The organism is Shewanella morhuae, from assembly GCF_003028295.1.
In the GTDB taxonomy this organism is placed as follows: domain Bacteria; phylum Pseudomonadota; class Gammaproteobacteria; order Enterobacterales; family Shewanellaceae; genus Shewanella; species Shewanella morhuae.
In genome coordinates this window covers 1,812,227-1,827,204 of the sequence record NZ_PYSG01000002.1, presented here as the reverse complement: position 1 = coordinate 1,827,204, position 14,978 = coordinate 1,812,227, and the positions used below count along the sequence as shown (strand labels likewise).

The following is a 14,978-nucleotide window of genomic DNA, read 5'->3' as shown; positions in this document are numbered from 1 at the left end:
TTTTGCAAAAAATTTTATATATTTTCTTCAGATCTAGCGATTTATTTGCAGTTTTAATGTGGTTGAGGCTTTAAAGCTTGGTTGATTGTAACCGTCAATTTCAATGGCTTCACCCGTTTGCGGATGGCGACCGGTTTTAGCTAAATGGTATCTCAGCTCAAAAGTGCCAAATTGTGGCAGGAAGATTTTTTCGCCTTCACTCAAGGCTATGTGGAACTGTTGCAATATCTGCTCAACCACTGGTTTAGTGCTCGCTTGTGAGGCATTAAGCTCAGCTGCAATACGTCGGACAAGTTGTGCTTTGTTCATACAAACCTCTGAAATCAGCTTAAGTTCAATCGAGGGCAATTTATAACAAGCGTATTATCATATTGGAAGTCATAGCGAGTGCGGAGTGCGAGAGTGGTGATTTATTGGCAGGTTTGTAATGCGTAAGATAATTGATGTTTATAGTTTGTCGTAAATATTGTTGGTTTTAGGTTTTTATTTTAGGCGTTATCGCTTAAACGCAAAGTGTACTGCGCTTAAGCGATAAGTGTTTAACCTACGAAAATAGGGTTTCTTCTAACGTGCGACCTTTAAGGAGCATTTTATATTGCCATTTATGTTGGTTGAAGAGGCTAAATAGATGCATTTCAATATCGCTGTCCTGAGATTTATCTTCATCAATGGCAAGCTGGATAATAAATACATTGCTCTGTTTTGAGCTAATGTTGACCACACCCGCCAGTTTGGCCACTTCCGCTTGCAGTAACTCACTATCACAGCTTTGCATGGTTAAGGTGAGGTAATCGCTACCGGTCGATGCATGCATCGATACGGCTTGGCTTAGCTGGCCCTTATCTAAATACAACACTTGATCGCATAGCTTTTCGAGCTCATCGAGATTATGGGAGCTGATCATAAAGGTAGTGGTGGACGATAAAGCTTTGACCAGTTCACGGACTTTTTTTGCGTTAGCAGGATCGAGTCCCGCGGTCGGCTCATCTAATAACACTAACTCGGGTGAGCCAATTAGCGCCTGTGCAATCGATACCCGTTTACTCATGCCGTGGCTGAGGCTCGGTGGTTTTTGTTCTGCAACATCGGCTAAATCAACTAAAGCCAATACGCGAATCGCTTCATGTTTGGCTTGTTCTGCACTCATACCTTGCAGCCGCGCGAAAAAGCAGAGTTGGCTCACAATCGTCAGGTTAGGATCCAGTGCAGCATCTTGCGGTAGCGCGGCAATTTTACCCAGTAGCTTAGGGCTGTTAGGCGCTTCGCCGAGTATGGTTATGCTGCCAGCACTTGGGGATAAATAACCGCATAACAGACTAAATAGGGTGGTTTTACCCGCGCCATTTGGACCGACAAGCGCGATAGGTGCTCCTGCTTCTAGGCTAAAGTTAACATTATTCAGCGCTTTTTTACTGCCGTAAAATTGTGATAGTCCTTGGCATTGGATCAGACTCATAGCGAGCTCCTTTGCATATAAATTCTGCCGAGCAAGAGGGCCGCAGCGGTTTGTAACAGTGGAATAGGTGCGTAGACTAAGCTGTAAAGACCATTAGTATTGAGCATATTCGATAACTGAGCGCCGGGTAACACCCATTGTAGCTGTGCCAGTACGCTCGCTTGACTGCTTAATATCATGATAGCAATAGAAATCACAGTCCATAAAATAGTGGCAAACACCATTGCTTGGCGCACCGTGCGCGCATATAAAGACAATAAGGTCATCACTGCCGTGTAGGGCAAGATCACTATGATGAGGTTAAGGCCAACTAAGGCGCCAGAGCTTAATGCTGGTAACAAGAGTTGGCTGTCACGGCTGATCGCGAGTACGACTGTGGCGATAATCGTTAATAGGATAAGCAAACTCTGGATTAAAATTTGGCCGAGAAAACGACCAAATAATAAGCTATCGCGACTGGTGCGTATGGTTAAAAACCGTAGTGTGCCACGGGTTTTATCCGAAGAAAATTGATCCGCAGCAATTAAAATACTAAACATCGGGAACAAGTACAGTGCAAAACACCAAAACACGGCCATTTCTGCTACCGGCCACTCAAAGAGTACATTGAGGGTGTTGACGCCAAATAAGCCATCAATGATATCTTTCACATTAGGCTGCAACAACATGGCTGACGCGCTTTGAATGGGATATAGCAGTAATACGCCCCAGACTAAAGCGAAGGCAAGTAAGGCGATGATCCCTCGGGTGTTGAATAAAAATTTTCGCAGTTCAAACATGGCGATGAGAAGCATGTTGTTGAAACTACTCGGTGGATTATGGGTCATGTGCTTTCTCTATTATTCTTGGCGCTAAAGTTTAGGGAGGTTAAATATCTTCTCTTGGGTGAATACGCATCGATAGACATACTCAGGTAGACAATGGCTCAGCCTATTAGTGCCATTCGACTTAGATGTAAATGGCACATGTTTCCACAATGCTTAGCTCAACGAGGCGATTAGCTCATCGAGTTTTTGTGTTAGCTCGGCGACTTGCAGCTCAAGCTCGGTCACTCTTTTGACTAGCGCAGGTGGCTCAGACTCGGCAGACATATGGGGATTGCTTGTCGTTACATGAAATGATGAGCTAACACTTTCTAACAGCGCAGAAGCTGCTGAGAACAATTCCACATAGCGGGATTCGCGGCGGCCAGCTTCTCTGGGCAATTGTTTTAAAAACGTTTTTTCACGGCTCATTAATTGGCGGATACAATCTTCTACTTCGACAACGTCTTTAAACTCGTGCAAACGATTGCTGCGAGTGCGTAACTCTCCGGGTGTTTGTGGGCCACGTAATAACAGCAAACAGACAATGGCGAGCGCTGCGGGTGACAGTTGCAGTTCGCTGAATTCAGTATTGCAGAATCGATGCTTATATTTGACCACACGACTGCCAAATCCCGATTGTTCACTAAGTAAACGCTTTTTAGTGAGGGAATCGAGGGCAATTTGTACTTGGGTTTCGCTAAGATCGAGTACCGGCTCGCGACTGGTTTTTTGATTGCAGGCTAAGGTGAGTGAGTTTAACGAGAGTGGATATTGCTCTGGGGTGGTGATTTCTTTCTCAAGCAGGCATCCGATGACTCTGGCTTCGTGTAACGTGAGTTCCATATAAGCTCCAAAGAAAAAAGCATGGCTTTGTTTATAACAGAGCCATGCTTAATATCCTAGGAGTTGTCAGTCGAACTCTGCCTTAGTGGCGCTAAACTGTACAACTTTAATGCTAAGTGTTGAATAGAGTTAATTATTCTGCCGTTTCAGTTAAACGCAGACCGTCATTATCGATACTCAGTCGGCTACTTTTAAATAGACCGCCTATTGCTTTTTTGAAGGCTTTTTTACTCATGCCAAGCTGATCGTAAATGATTTCAGCATCGGTTTTATCGGTCAGGGGTAAAAAGCCGCCAGCTTGTTTGAGTTTAATTAAGATAATGTGGGCGTGTTTATCTAACTCTTCTTTACTGCCTTGTTGCAGCACAAGATCGATTTTTCCATCGTTGCGCACTTGTTTGATAAAGCCTTTAACTCTTTGGCCAAAACGCAGTTTTTGGAATACTTCATTTTCAAAAATCACTCCCCAATGGGCATGATTAATAATGGCTTTGTAGCCTAAGTCTGTGGTGCCGCCAATATATAAATCAACTTGCTGACCAACGGTATAGTCTGGTTCAGTTTTATCGAGAAATTTATCGATTTTTGATGAGGCCATGATGCGCTCATCAGCGCGGTTTGCGTGTACATAGACCAGATAAGAACGGCCTTCTTCGATAGGTTTGTGTTGCTCACCAAAGGGCAATAATAAGTCTTTATCTAATCCCCAGTCTAAAAAGGCGCCATAAGGACCAGTTGCGACGGCTTTTAAGTAAGCGAATTCGCCGACCTGAGCCAGTGGGCGCCGCGTGGTAGCAATCACGATATCTTCAGAATCTAGATACAGAAACACGTCAAGCAAATCACCGACTTGGCAGTCCTTAGGGGTGACTTTGTTTGGCAGCAGTACTTGCCCTAATTCGTGTGCGTTTAAATACACACCAAAGCTGACTTGTTTTACAACCTCAAGTTTGCAGGTTTTACCTATCTGTACCATGTATCTCTCTGTGCATAATGGAATGTGATTCGGCTGCGATTATATATGTTTTGCTGCTGAAACTGCAGCATTATTGTTTTTAGGTTTTATCTTCGCCTAATTAGGTGGTTAATCCGCGCAGATTTGACTTAAGTCCAGCGGTGATGTTGGGCGAGCTATAAACGCTTTATTACTCACTGCGGATTTACACACAAAATCTAGGGCTATTTGTAAGGGGGAATACTAGAAGTTGTTACAAGTGCCATTAAAAAATATTGAACAGGCTTGTACTAGATATATCTTCGTAAGTCACTGATAAGTAATGTAGTCATGGCGTGGTGCATCTAAGGTTTGTTGCGTGAGTGTTTATTATATTTTAATGTAAAAGATTAAATGAGATTGTTACTTGCATTCTAAGACATAGCGCGGTTTAATTGCGCCGTTCAGCGACATTGCTCGTTGCAGACTCGAAAAATGTTACGTGAGTAATACGCTTTTATGGTTCAGTCGTCATTAACCATGTAGTTAACAAATATAAAATTACATGGGGTTAAGAGGGTTTTTATTAGCTAATGCACAAGCATCCATTTTTTACACTTTGCCTTAAAGTGTCACAATGCCAACACTCGATTGTTGTGCCATATGATGATACCGGCCTTAAGCATCTCACGTTGATCCGCATCAATTCTGGCCGCGAAGAAGCCAATAGTCCCCTGTTAAAATAATCTTGCCTAGAGATAAACTGGTTTAGCGTTTTCGCGAGTTCAGTGTTATCGGTTGTCGTTTTCTATTAGTGTTACCCGTTTCTGAAGGTCTTAACTTCTTGCGAACGTCTTTAAGCTGCTTGTTGGTTTGATGTTTTAAGAATATGGCTGAGGACTTTATTTGGCTTTTTGGCGCTATTTGTACTGTTTAGCCTTAGTGTCAATACACATGAAGCAAGTAAAGATAGCTTTACTGAAGCAAGGTAATTATTTTACCTTCAAGAAGATACGATAAAATGCGCCGAGGTGAATGGTCTCTTGCGCGTTAATGAAAATCGCGGCAATGTCACTTACAATAACGTGACGTTGCGGCATTAAGGAGAAGGTGAAATCCACCTTCGTGTATGTCAGGTAAAGTGTCCCTTTGCCTGGGTTTGTCGAACGGGCGGTTGTGCTATAAAGCCATAACCGTTTAACCCATTTTTTACTAGACGGGCTAAATAATAATGAATGATTGGTCTATTGATGATGCTCGTGCTGGGTACAACGTTACTCACTGGAGCCAAGGTTTTTATGGGATTAGCGATCAAGGTGAAGTAACAGTATCACCGGATCCACAAAATCCTGATTACAAGATTGGCTTAAATGAGCTAGCCAAAGACATGGTTAAAGCGGGCGTCGCTTTACCTGTGCTAGTTCGTTTTCCGCAAATTCTGCACCACAGAGTGAACAGTTTGTGCCAAGCATTTGACCAAGCGATACAAAAATATGAGTATCAGGCGGACTATTTGCTGGTTTACCCAATTAAAGTAAATCAGCAGCAAACCGTGGTAGAAGAGATCCTTGCGAGTCAGGCATCAAAAGAAGTACCACAACTGGGCTTAGAGGCGGGCAGTAAGCCTGAGCTGATGGCTGTGTTAGCCATGGCGCAAAAAGCCAGTTCAGTTATCGTTTGTAATGGTTACAAAGATAACGAATATATCCGCTTAGCACTGATTGGTGAAAAGCTGGGTCATAAGGTTTATATCGTTTTAGAAAAACTGTCTGAGCTGAAGATGGTGTTGGCTGAGTCTAAGCGTTTGGGCGTAACGCCGCGTTTAGGTTTGCGTGCGCGTTTGGCATTTCAAGGCAAAGGCAAATGGCAGGCGAGCGGCGGCGAAAAATCTAAGTTTGGTCTATCTGCTGCGCAAATTTTGCTGGTGGTTGAACAGCTTAAGCAAAATGATATGCTGGATTCGTTGCAGTTGTTGCATTTCCACTTAGGTTCGCAAATTGCCAACATCCGCGATATTCGCCAAGGTGTGAGTGAAGCGGGTCGTTTTTACTGTGAATTACGTAAATTAGGCGCTAGCGTTAATTGCTTTGACGTCGGCGGTGGTTTAGCGGTGGATTACGATGGCACACGTAGCCAAAGTAATAATTCAATGAACTATGGTCTGACCGAATATGCTAACAATATTGTTAATGTATTGACTGACATCTGTAATGAATACGAGCAGCCTATGCCACGTATTATTTCAGAATCTGGCCGTTACTTAACCGCGCACCACGCAGTGTTGATCACCGATGTTATCGGTACTGAAGCGTATCATCCTGAGAATATTCAAGCGCCAGCAGAAGAATCACCACAATTATTACATAATATGTGGCATTCATGGTCTGAGATCAGCGGCCGTGCTGACCAACGTGCGCTAATTGAGATTTATCACGATAGTCAAAGTGACTTACAAGAAGCGCATTCGTTATTCGCTTTAGGTCAATTAACTTTGGCTGAGCGTGCGTGGGCTGAGCAGACTAACCTACGAGTTTGCCATGAAGTACAAGGGTTATTGAGCCCGAAAAACCGTTATCACAGACCGATTATTGATGAGCTCAATGAAAAGTTAGCTGATAAGTTTTTTGTTAACTTCTCATTATTTCAATCATTACCCGATGCTTGGGGTATTGATCAAGTATTCCCAGTATTGCCGTTATCAGGTTTAGATAAAGCCCCTGAGCGCCGTGCTGTGATGCTCGATATCACCTGTGACTCTGACGGTATTGTTGATCAATACGTAGATGGTCAAGGGATTGAAACCACACTACCAGTGCCAGCGTGGAGCGCCGATAGTCCATATCTTATTGGTTTCTTCCTTGTGGGTGCATACCAAGAAATTTTGGGTGATATGCATAACTTGTTTGGTGATACAAACTCAGCGGTTGTTCGTATCGAAGAGAACGGTGTCACTAACATTGAATCTGTATTGGAAGGTGACACGGTTGCCGACGTATTGCGTTACGTTAACTTAGATGCGGTGGCCTTTATGCGTACCTATGAAGAGTTAGTGAATATGCATATTGCCGAAGATGAACGTGCACAAATTTTGGAAGAACTGCAAGTTGGCCTCAAAGGCTACACTTACTTAGAAGATTTTTCTTAAGATTTAGTGTGTTAACATAAATCAGTCTAAGGTCACTTAGGCTGATTTTTTGCTTTCTAGCGCCCATAAAAGCTGACCCAGTTTAATGACGAGGTATAGCAAGAAATAAGTTATCAATATCAACGACAAATGGGGTAAGGATTTGATGTTTTTTGAAGGCTCAGAAAAAAAACTGGAGATTATCGTGACGGCGTCTACGCCGAATTTACGCGAACTCGATGTGAGTTTTTGGTCAGCCTTAGTCAACTGCGCCCATGCTGAAATACTGTCGCACATCAGTAACCCCAAGTGCGATGCCTATCTATTGAGTGAGTCTAGCTTGTTTGTGTGGCATGACCGGTTCCTTATACTTACCTGCGGTACTAGCACCTTAGTGGACGCCGCTTGTTATTTTATTGATGCGCTTGGTTCATCCTCAATGGCGCTGGTGAGTTACCAGCGAAAAAATGAATACCAAGCACATTTGCAAGCCAGCAGTTTTGCTGATGATATTAGCAAGCTGCGGCAACGTATTGCAGGTAATGCGTGTCGAGTGGGGCATTTAGACAGTCACCATCATTATTTTTTCTGCTCTGATAGCGATTATCAAGCAGCAAAAAATGACTGCACGAGTGAGCTATTGATGTACCACATTCGTGGCGAGCTCGCCGACTATCTTAATGGTGGCCCACACAGTTGTGATGAGTTGTGCGCTGCATTTAGATTTAAGCATTTATTTCCTGAATTTGAGATAGACGCGCATTTATTTACCCCTACAGGTTTTTCGATGAACGGCTTGTGGGGAAAATATTATGTTACTTTGCATGTTACGCCACAAAGCGACAAGACTTGTGCAAGCTCTTACGTGAGTTTTGAAACTAATCTTGATTTAGCGCGGTATTCTCACCATCTGTTGGGGCGATTATTAACGCTGTTTGCCCCCGAGAGCTGGGATATTATCAATTTTAATACTGATTATTCAACGCAGGAATTTCCTGCCCATTTATGCTTAGCGAGTGGCTCATTCACGACTGAGCAAGGTTATCATATTGGTTTTAGTCACTATCAGCAGTTGCAAACTGAAGTGCTGATCCCTGAACTCATGTAAATTTTTGGCGTTTGCTTTTGGGAGTGTGTATGACCACGATTGCTGATAAACCAGATTATTCACTGTATTCCAACGCGTTTGGTTATTTACGCCAACCGCTTAACTTCAAACCACTGGAAAGTGATGCTAACGTTGTTGTGATTGGTTTACCATTTGATATGGCAACCACAGGACGTTCTGGCGGCCGTATGGGCCCAGATGCAATCCGCCGTGCATCGGTTAACTTAGCCTGGGAAGACACTCGTTGGCCTTGGGATTTTAGCCTAAGTAAAAGTATTAACATTGTTGATGCAGGTGACCTAGTCTTTAACTGTGGTGATGCTGAAGATTTTACCCAGCGTTTAGAAGCCTTTGCGACTCAAGTGCTGGATGCTGGCAAAACTTTGTTAAGTTTTGGTGGCGATCACTTTGTGACGCTGCCTTTGCTGCGTGCCCACTATAAAAAATACGGCAAAATGGCACTATTGCATTTCGATGCACATACCGACACTTATAGCCAAGGTAGCAAGTACGATCATGGCACTATGTTCTACCATGCACCACGTGAAGGGCTTATCGACCCTGCGCATTCTGTGCAAGTGGGTATTCGTACTGAGTACAAGCGTGAAACCCATAGTTATCAGGTCATTGATGCCGCCACCGCTAACGACATCACCGCCGATGACATAGTGGCACAAATTCGTGCTCGGGTAGGTGACATGCCGTTATATGTAACCTTTGATATCGACTGTTTAGACCCAGCATTCGCCCCTGGTACTGGCACGCCTGTATGCGGTGGTTTAAGCAGCGATAAAGCGATGAAAATCATCCGGGGTTTACGTGGTATGAACATTGTGGGTATGGATGTAGTAGAAGTCGCGCCCGCTTATGATTCTGCCGACATTACGGCATTAGCCGGCGCAACGCTGGGCCTTGAAATGCTACATGTGTGGGCCGTTGGCAAAGGCTTAGTTAAAAAGTAACTAAGTTGAACGGTTACCATTAACCGCTGTAATGAGCACTTATCAATAAGTCGATGTTCGCGTTCAAGTTAATGATAAAAGCCAAGGCGTATGTCTTGGCTTTTTTCTTAGCATTTTTATGGATTATTGATGCCGAGAAAGGCTAAGCTTTCTATTATGCGTGATAAACTTATGTCATTAATGCGATGACCTTTGGATGTAATTAAGGTTATTGTCACGATTGGACTGCCCGTTTGCTTAAGGAAACCTGATGACAGATCTGAGTGATATTCGCCGCGAGTATGCCAAAAGCGGCTTAAGACGTGCCGATTTACCGCAAAATCCGATGGATTTATTTGAACTGTGGATGGCGCAGGCAAGGGATGCGGAGCTTAGCGATCCAACCGCCATGTGCGTAGCAACGGTTGATGAGCACGGCCAACCCTTTCAACGGATTGTGCTACTTAAGCGTTTTGATGACACAGGTTTTGTGTTTTTTACTAACTTAGGTAGCCGCAAAGCCCAGCAGATCGCTGCTAACAATAAAATCAGTTTGCATTTCCCTTGGCATCCTTTAGAGCGTCAGGTATCAGTATTAGGTGAGGCACAGGCGCTTTCTACCGCCGAAGTGCTTAAATACTTTCTAACTCGCCCCAAGGACAGCCAAATTGCCGCTTGGGTGTCGCAGCAGTCAAGTAAACTGAGCGCCAGACAAGTACTCGAGGGCAAGTTCTTCGAGATGAAGGCTAAGTTTGCCAAAGGTGATGTGCCATTACCCAGTTTTTGGGGGGGCTATTTAGTGCGGCCTTCAAGTATCGAATTTTGGCAGGGCGGTGAGCATCGGCTGCATGATCGTTTTATTTACACCCGTCATCAAGCTGAGTGGGATATTGACCGTTTAGCACCATAGCTTAGGTTAAACCAAATATGATACTCCACTGTCAGTCAGCATTAACGTATTGAGTAAATAACATTGAGTGATTATAAAATTTGGGTCGATGCCGACGCTTGTCCCAATCCTATTAAAGAAATGCTGTTTCGGGCGGCTGAGCGCAAAGCCTTGCCGCTAGTGCTGGTGGCCAATCAAATGATCCGTATACCGCCATCGCCCTATATCAGCCAAATTCGTGTGGGTGCAGGTTTTGATGTGGCGGATCAATATATTGTTGATCATGTTGAACCAACGCATTTAGTGATTACCGCAGATATTCCTTTGGCGGCGTTGATCATTGAAAAGGGGGCGTTGGCTCTCAATCCTCGCGGCGAGCTCTATACGGTCGATAATATAAAACAAAAACTGACGATGCGGGATTTTATGGAAGACTTGCGGGGTTCTGGCGTGCATACCGGTGGGCCGGATACCTTTTCTCAAGCGGATAAACAGGCTTTTGCTAATAGTTTAGATAAATGGCTAGTGCGAGTATGAAGTATAGTTTACTGGTCGCTAATGGATAAAAAGAGTATCTTTAGTGGCAGTTAGGTGGTGCGGAATACAGTTAACTGAGTTGTATTATTATCCGCCACGCTTGTCGATTTACTTTACGGCATGACTTTTAAACTCACTTTTAGAGGATTGAGACGATGAAAAAATGGATAGGAATAGCGGCGTTATCTGCTATGGCCAGCTTTAGCTGCTTTGCCCAATGGCAAGTGGACGAACAGGATTCTCGAGTCAGTTTTGTGTCGATAAAGAAAGGTGATATCGCTGAGGTTCATCACTTTAAACAACTGAAAGGCCAGCTTAAAGATAATGGACAATTTGAATTAACTATCCCGCTAATCGGTGTTGCAACCGGCATTGATATTCGCGACGAGCGGATGCAGAGTCTGTTATTTGAAGTGTCTTTATATCCTGAACTCAAGTTGTCGTCGCAAGTTGATAATAAGTTAGTCAAAGAACTGGGCATTGGCGAAAGTACAATAGCGGAAATTGAGGGCAAAATTTCGCTGCATGGCAAAATGCAGACTAAAACTTTTTCAGTGCTGATCACTAAAATTACGCAAAATAAACTGCAAGTCAGCAGTTTTCAACCAGTGATAATTAACGCAAATGAGTTTGGTCTTGACGCTGGAGTGGATAAATTACGTGAAATTGCAGGTTTATCGAGCATTAGTCAAGCCGTACCTGTGTCATTTGTACTAACCTTAACTCAGTAACTTTTACAAGATTGGCGTAGATCACGATATTGACTCGTTAATATGAGATAGAGTTAGCAACGTTGTGTCAGTGGGATCTCGATAAGAAGCCGAATTATCGGCTTCTTTGATATTGATAGATATGATATAAGTAGCATCGCGCTATATTCTAAGTTAATGAGTTTTAAGGGTAAAGAATGGTTACAGATAAAGATGGTTACATACATTTGATCCAGTATTTAACTGAACATCTTGGCTTATTTGAAACACCGAGCTCTCAGGTTATTTCAGATGATACTGTGATGGAATTGTTTGAAGAACAATTGTCGGCGCAGATTATTATGGTGTGTGGTCAAAATCCGTCATTATCATTCATACAGCGTAATATTATTATCCGCGAGGTTGATGCCATAGTTTACGATTTAGAGGAAATTTTAGCCTTAGTGGCTAATTACAAGGCAACACCCGCACAAACCTTATTTATAACCGAGTTTTCCAGTTTAATTAAAAACTTGTTCGATCAAGAAATTGCAAAATTACAAGCCATTGCATAGTTAGGTAAATTGTATTATTTGAGCAAATAGTTGTCATAAATGATGATGGTGAAATAACTTTATGCAGCAGGGTTCGCTATTTTAGTCTTGTACACTATGCGTTTCGTTATATGTTTTCATCATGAGTGGTTGCTTCTGGTGGAAAAATAGTTATCGCTACAACTTGTTATAGGCTGTTTTCTGTATTTCTAGCTCAATTTTAATCCAATGCCTCGAACCGTTTCTAAAACTCAAATATTGCTAAGGAGTGCTCAATGCTAGCAGTTTCTATGGGTCATGCAGATGACATATTAGTGATTGTTGCATCGGGTTGTGTTAGCCGCGAGGATGTTGAAAGCAATCTTATTCCCGCGATTGAAACCAAGCTGCAAGACCATGCCAGTATTCGACTGTGGTACGAGTTTACGTCAGAATTTGAGGGGATATCCGTTGGAGCCTTGTGGGATGATGCGGTTTTAGGCCTATTTCATTTTAGCGACTTTTCAAGGGCCGTGATGTTAGTCAATGACGTTAGAATGAATACTATGGTTGCCACGCTCGCCTGCATGTTACCTTGCCCTGTCAAAGTATTCGCCATCCATGAAAATTTACCAGCTAAAGTATGGTTAGACCAATCGCCTCCAAATTGATTATGGCATTATCGCCAGTCATTATTTACTGAGCTAAGCAAAGGCACATGCTGTGTTTTCTGTGCCTTATCTGATGTATGGATGTTTTCTGATGCACTTAATATCAATTGTTCTCTCAATTAGTCACTTGCGATAGTGTCATTTTCTTAGCTACCAGCACTTTATTTGTATAGAGAAGGTTTAGCTGAACCACTCACAATAGGCACGATAAACAGCAGCCAAGCGACTAAAAACCCACTGAAAGCAACGACCATCCATTCAGCCATTGTCACGCCCATAAAACTCCACGGTGTGTCTGTACACATGCCAGTAGGGAGCATTATCGAAGGAAACCATTCATGCAGTGGCATCCAAGTCGGGAACTCTGGTAAAAATGAGCAGGTTGAGAAAGGGGATGGATTAGTTTGCATATCCACGAGTGACAAGGCCAGTTTTAACCCCCAAGTTGCACTCACTGCCCAAAGCAAGGCAGCTAAGAGCCGAATAATTCGATATTTCGGCGCTATCATACCGATTAAGCCTGCAGCTAATAGGCCAAAAACCGCCAGCCTTTGATAAATACACATGACGCAAGGGTCCAATTTCATCACATGTTGAAAATACAATGCGGTTAGCTCTAATCCAAGGGCTGTGCCACCAAGAAGAAACCAAGACGAACGAGAATGGGCAAAGCGGGTTAGTACAGTCAAAATGAGCTCCGTATCAGCAAAAACGCCCTCAAACATGGGGCGTTTTTTGGACTCTACTTATTAAATAAAGTTCAGTCAATAAACAAAATTAATGGCCATTTAAATTAGTGACTACTCATGGAGCCCAGCACTTCTTTAGCACTATGATGCATAATCATTTGCGAGTCATAAAAATACTGAGTGGCTTGTTCGAGGAAACCGATTTCAATCGCCATCACTCCTACGATGGAAAGTACAATAGTGTAGGGCAATGCCATCCATACCATTCTTCCGTAGGATAAACGGATAAGCGGCGCCAGGGCAGAGGTTAATAGGAATAAAAATGCGGCCTGACCATTAGGTGTTGCAACTGAAGGTAGGTTTGTTCCCGTATTAATCGCCACTGCAAGTAAATCAAATTGGTCACGGGTAATTTGGCCATTGATCAACGCCGCTTTGACCTCATTAATATACACAGTGCCCACAAAGACGTTATCGCTCACCATAGATAAGAGACCGTTAGCAATATAGAAAATAACTAACTGTGTATTACCTTGGTAGCTCAGTGCCCATTGGATCACTGGAGCAAATAAATGCTGATCAATAATGACCCCCACCACGGCAAAAAATACAGCGAGTAGGGCGGTAAAAGGTAGCGCTTCTTCAAAGGCTTTACCAAGCGCATGTTCATCTGTTACGCCGTTAAAAGCAGTGGTTAAAATAATAACGGAAAGACCAATTAAGCCAACAGAGGCTAAATGTAAGGCCAAGCCTGCAATTAACCATATACCCACTAAAGCTTGTACGATTAACTTCATGTTGTCTTTATTGGTGCGGCGTGAATCCTCATGTGCAGCGTAATCACATAGGATTTTATGTACTGCATCGGGAAGCTTTGCGCCATAACCAAAAATATGGAATTTCTCGACTAAGAAACAGGTTAAAATACCGGCCAGTAATACAGGGACCGTTACGGGAGACATACGAATGGCAAATTCGCTGAATTGCCAGTTTGCTTGAGCAGCAATAATTAGGTTTTGTGGTTCACCAACCATAGTACACACGCCACCAAGCGCAGTACCTACGCCAGCATGCATTAGCAAATTACGTAAAAAACCACGGAAAGCATCAAGTTCTTGTTCGTTTAGTTGATCGTCACCGTTAGCATTTTTTCCTTCGGAGGTATGATCGTGATCGGCGGAAAAGTCTTTGCCTGAGGCCACTTTATGATAAATAGAGTAAAAACCAACACCAACAGCAATAATAACGGCAATAACCGTGAGTGCATCTAAAAAGGCAGATAAAAATGCTGAGGCCAAGCAAAACATCAATGACACTAAAATTTTAGAACGTACTTTGGTAATAATTTTAGTAAAGCCAAATAATAATAACTGCTTCATAAAATAAATACCGGCCACCATAAAGACCAGTAACAATAATACTTCGAGGTTGGCTTCTATTTCGTGCAGAACTTGACTTGCGGAAGTCATGCCTATTGCGACCGCTTCAATAGCTAATAAACCACCTGGCTGTAATGGATAACATTTTAATGCCATGGCTAGAGTAAAAATAAATTCAAGGACTAACACCCAACCAGCGACAAAGGGGTCAACATAGAAAAAGAGTATCGGGTTGATAATTAAAAATGACAGTATTGCGATCTTGTACCATTTAGGAGAGTTTCCTAAGAAGTTTCCAATAAACGCCTGACTCATTGTCACGGGCATGTCAGTCTTCCTTTTCATGATGTTAAAAATTGCACTATATGTATTAATTAAA

Annotated in this window: 15 protein-coding genes; 8 read left to right on the top strand and 7 right to left on the bottom strand. The window is 42.9% G+C overall.

Going from position 1 to position 14,978, the window contains the following annotated elements:
* Positions 1-33: 33 nt before the first annotated feature.
* The 5 genes from C9I43_RS08510 to C9I43_RS08490 all read right to left on the bottom strand — a co-directional run bounded on the left by C9I43_RS08510 (position 34) and on the right by C9I43_RS08490 (position 4,081).
* Positions 34-309 carry an HU family DNA-binding protein gene (locus C9I43_RS08510; protein ID WP_107883160.1) on the bottom strand — a complete coding sequence of 92 codons (276 nt, stop codon included), beginning with the start codon at positions 307-309 and terminating at the stop codon, positions 34-36.
* 235 nt (positions 310-544) lie between these two features.
* Positions 545-1,456, bottom strand: a complete 912-nt coding sequence (locus C9I43_RS08505) for an ABC transporter ATP-binding protein (RefSeq protein WP_107883159.1) — start codon at positions 1,454-1,456, stop codon at positions 545-547.
* Entirely contained in the window at positions 1,453-2,283 is an 831-nt protein-coding gene (locus C9I43_RS08500; RefSeq protein WP_107883158.1) for an ABC transporter permease subunit, read from the bottom strand. The genes C9I43_RS08505 and C9I43_RS08500 overlap by 4 nt, the downstream gene beginning before the upstream one ends.
* 153 nt (positions 2,284-2,436) lie before the next feature.
* The gene (locus C9I43_RS08495) at positions 2,437-3,105 is read right to left on the bottom strand and encodes a YceH family protein (RefSeq protein ID WP_107883157.1); all 669 of its coding nucleotides are present in this window, start codon (positions 3,103-3,105) and stop codon (positions 2,437-2,439) included.
* A gap of 133 nt (positions 3,106-3,238) precedes the next feature.
* Positions 3,239-4,081, bottom strand: coding sequence for a CvfB family protein (locus C9I43_RS08490; RefSeq protein WP_107883156.1), 843 nt, complete (start codon positions 4,079-4,081; stop codon positions 3,239-3,241).
* 1,189 nt (positions 4,082-5,270) lie between these two features.
* Here C9I43_RS08490 and speA point away from each other — a divergent pair.
* The 8 genes from speA (at position 5,271) to C9I43_RS08445 (ending at position 12,531) form a co-directional block, all read left to right on the top strand.
* On the top strand, positions 5,271-7,184 hold the full coding sequence (gene speA / locus C9I43_RS08480; protein ID WP_107883154.1) for a biosynthetic arginine decarboxylase: 1,914 nt from the start codon (positions 5,271-5,273) through the stop codon (positions 7,182-7,184).
* Between the two features lie 145 nt (positions 7,185-7,329).
* Positions 7,330-8,271, top strand: a complete 942-nt coding sequence (locus tag C9I43_RS08475) for an adenosylmethionine decarboxylase (protein ID WP_107883153.1) — start codon at positions 7,330-7,332, stop codon at positions 8,269-8,271.
* A gap of 29 nt (positions 8,272-8,300) precedes the next feature.
* On the top strand, positions 8,301-9,233 hold the full coding sequence (gene speB, locus C9I43_RS08470) for an agmatinase (protein ID WP_076499537.1): 933 nt from the start codon (positions 8,301-8,303) through the stop codon (positions 9,231-9,233).
* A gap of 250 nt (positions 9,234-9,483) precedes the next feature.
* The gene (gene pdxH, locus C9I43_RS08465) at positions 9,484-10,122 is read left to right on the top strand and encodes a pyridoxamine 5'-phosphate oxidase (protein ID WP_107883152.1); all 639 of its coding nucleotides are present in this window, start codon (positions 9,484-9,486) and stop codon (positions 10,120-10,122) included.
* 63 nt (positions 10,123-10,185) lie between these two features.
* The gene (locus C9I43_RS08460) at positions 10,186-10,638 is read left to right on the top strand and encodes a YaiI/YqxD family protein (RefSeq protein ID WP_076499539.1); all 453 of its coding nucleotides are present in this window, start codon (positions 10,186-10,188) and stop codon (positions 10,636-10,638) included.
* A 155-nt stretch (positions 10,639-10,793) separates the two neighbouring features.
* The gene (locus C9I43_RS08455; protein WP_107883151.1) at positions 10,794-11,369 is read left to right on the top strand and encodes a YceI family protein; all 576 of its coding nucleotides are present in this window, start codon (positions 10,794-10,796) and stop codon (positions 11,367-11,369) included.
* A 176-nt stretch (positions 11,370-11,545) separates the two neighbouring features.
* Complete coding sequence (locus tag C9I43_RS08450; RefSeq protein WP_076499542.1) at positions 11,546-11,902, top strand: DUF3802 family protein; 357 nt, start codon at positions 11,546-11,548, stop codon at positions 11,900-11,902.
* Positions 11,903-12,156: 254 nt separating this feature from the next.
* The gene (locus C9I43_RS08445; RefSeq protein ID WP_107883150.1) at positions 12,157-12,531 is read left to right on the top strand and encodes a SpoIIAA family protein; all 375 of its coding nucleotides are present in this window, start codon (positions 12,157-12,159) and stop codon (positions 12,529-12,531) included.
* Positions 12,532-12,692: 161 nt separating this feature from the next.
* On the opposite strand, the gene dsbB is transcribed toward C9I43_RS08445, so the two are convergent.
* Positions 12,693-13,220 carry a disulfide bond formation protein DsbB gene (gene dsbB, locus C9I43_RS08440; protein WP_076499545.1) on the bottom strand — a complete coding sequence of 176 codons (528 nt, stop codon included), beginning with the start codon at positions 13,218-13,220 and terminating at the stop codon, positions 12,693-12,695.
* A 104-nt stretch (positions 13,221-13,324) separates the two neighbouring features.
* Positions 13,325-14,926 (bottom strand): sodium/proton antiporter NhaB, encoded by a 1,602-nt coding sequence (gene nhaB / locus C9I43_RS08435; RefSeq protein WP_076499546.1) that lies wholly within the window; start codon positions 14,924-14,926, stop codon positions 13,325-13,327.
* Positions 14,927-14,978: the final 52 nt, after the last annotated feature.

Coding starts and splice junctions, on each gene's coding strand:
- C9I43_RS08510 (WP_107883160.1), bottom strand. CDS start 309: ATGAACAAAGCACAACTTGTCCGACGTATTGCAGCTGAGCTTAATGCC.
- C9I43_RS08505 (WP_107883159.1), bottom strand. CDS start 1,456: ATGAGTCTGATCCAATGCCAAGGACTATCACAATTTTACGGCAGTAAA.
- C9I43_RS08500 (WP_107883158.1), bottom strand. CDS start 2,283: ATGACCCATAATCCACCGAGTAGTTTCAACAACATGCTTCTCATCGCC.
- C9I43_RS08495 (WP_107883157.1), bottom strand. CDS start 3,105: ATGGAACTCACGTTACACGAAGCCAGAGTCATCGGATGCCTGCTTGAG.
- C9I43_RS08490 (WP_107883156.1), bottom strand. CDS start 4,081: ATGGTACAGATAGGTAAAACCTGCAAACTTGAGGTTGTAAAACAAGTC.
- speA (WP_107883154.1), top strand. CDS start 5,271: ATGAATGATTGGTCTATTGATGATGCTCGTGCTGGGTACAACGTTACT.
- C9I43_RS08475 (WP_107883153.1), top strand. CDS start 7,330: ATGTTTTTTGAAGGCTCAGAAAAAAAACTGGAGATTATCGTGACGGCG.
- speB (WP_076499537.1), top strand. CDS start 8,301: ATGACCACGATTGCTGATAAACCAGATTATTCACTGTATTCCAACGCG.
- pdxH (WP_107883152.1), top strand. CDS start 9,484: ATGACAGATCTGAGTGATATTCGCCGCGAGTATGCCAAAAGCGGCTTA.
- C9I43_RS08455 (WP_107883151.1), top strand. CDS start 10,794: ATGAAAAAATGGATAGGAATAGCGGCGTTATCTGCTATGGCCAGCTTT.
- C9I43_RS08450 (WP_076499542.1), top strand. CDS start 11,546: ATGGTTACAGATAAAGATGGTTACATACATTTGATCCAGTATTTAACT.
- C9I43_RS08445 (WP_107883150.1), top strand. CDS start 12,157: ATGCTAGCAGTTTCTATGGGTCATGCAGATGACATATTAGTGATTGTT.
- nhaB (WP_076499546.1), bottom strand. CDS start 14,926: ATGCCCGTGACAATGAGTCAGGCGTTTATTGGAAACTTCTTAGGAAAC.